Origin of the sequence: Maricaulis virginensis (assembly GCF_027922185.1) — a bacterium.
GTDB lineage: Bacteria > Pseudomonadota > Alphaproteobacteria > Caulobacterales > Maricaulaceae > Maricaulis > Maricaulis virginensis.
On the sequence record NZ_BSFE01000019.1, the window covers coordinates 1 to 1,169 of the forward strand.

The 1,169-nt window shown below is 67.7% G+C and carries 1 protein-coding gene; it reads right to left on the reverse strand.

Features of this window, described 5'->3' with window-relative positions:
- Positions 1 to 1,080: IS481 family transposase (locus PKE71_RS17535; RefSeq protein WP_271188315.1), on the reverse strand; the 1,080-nt coding region annotated here is incomplete at its 3' end.
- Positions 1,081 to 1,169: the final 89 nt, after the last annotated feature.

Here is a 1,169-nt window from a genome sequence, read left to right on the forward strand (position 1 = left end):
GCAGAGGGCGTATTGGCCGTCTGTATCGAGCGGGCGCAGGGCGAGGCGTTCGCCGCAGAAGGCCTTGGGGACGCGCCAGACACGCCCCTTGAAGGTGATGTATCCGCCCGTTTGACCGACGCGGCGCACGATCTCACCCTCGGCATAATCCGGCTCGGCCGGCCGGGCGGGCATGGTGCGTGAGCTGGGTGTGTAGCGTGTGGCCGGGGTGGCAAAACCGAGCGCCTCGTGCGGGCGGTCGTGATTATAGACGTCCCGCCAGGCATCGAAGGCGTTCTGGGCATGTGTGAGATCGCGCAGCGCGACGAGATCGAGCACTTCGGCCGCCAGGGTCCTGTGGAAGCGTTCGTTCTTGCCGCGCCCCTGCGGGTGAAAGGGGCGCGAATAGATCGTGTGGACACCCAGCTTGAGCAACCAGACCCGCAGCCGCGTCCATCGCCCGCCCGTGCTGTCGCCCCAGGGGTTGCCGTTGTCCACGAAGACGGCCTCGGGCAGGCCGTAGCGTGTGAAGCGGTGTGTCAGGGCAGCCTGAACGCGTGCGCGGGTCTGCAGGCTGCCCGCTTCCAGGCCGATCGCATATCGCGAATGATCGTCGATGATGGTGAGCGGATGCAGACGCGTGCGGTCGGCCAGCCGTGTCCAGCCCTTGAAATCCATCTGCCAGAGCTGGTTCGGGGCCTCCTTCTCGAAGCGCGTGGTGGCCCGGGCCGATCCGGACGGCCTCTCGACCCGGCCATGGCGCACCAGAATGGCGTGCACGGTCGAGGCGGCCGGGGGCTGCAGGCCGGAGCGTAACAGGGCATGGACAATCTTGCGCGCGCCCCAGGCCGGATGCGCGTCGCGCAGGCTCAGAACGGCCTGTTCGACCGGAGGCGCGGTCCGGTTCGGCGACCCCCGAGGCCGCCGCGACCGGTCCGCGAGATCGCGCTCACCCGCCCGCCAGCGTTCGATCCACTTGTAGCCCGTCGCAGGCGAGACACCGAAGCGCCGGCACAACGCCCGCACGTTCGCCCCCTCCTGCAGCGCCAAACGTACAAACTCCCGCCGCTCATCCATCGCACAAACCTCGCGCCAGACCATCGCCGCCTCCTGTCCAAGAGACGAAATCCAAGCCACAAGGTGTCAACCATGTCTCCGAACACCCGTTAATGATGTCCCCGGGCTGAACA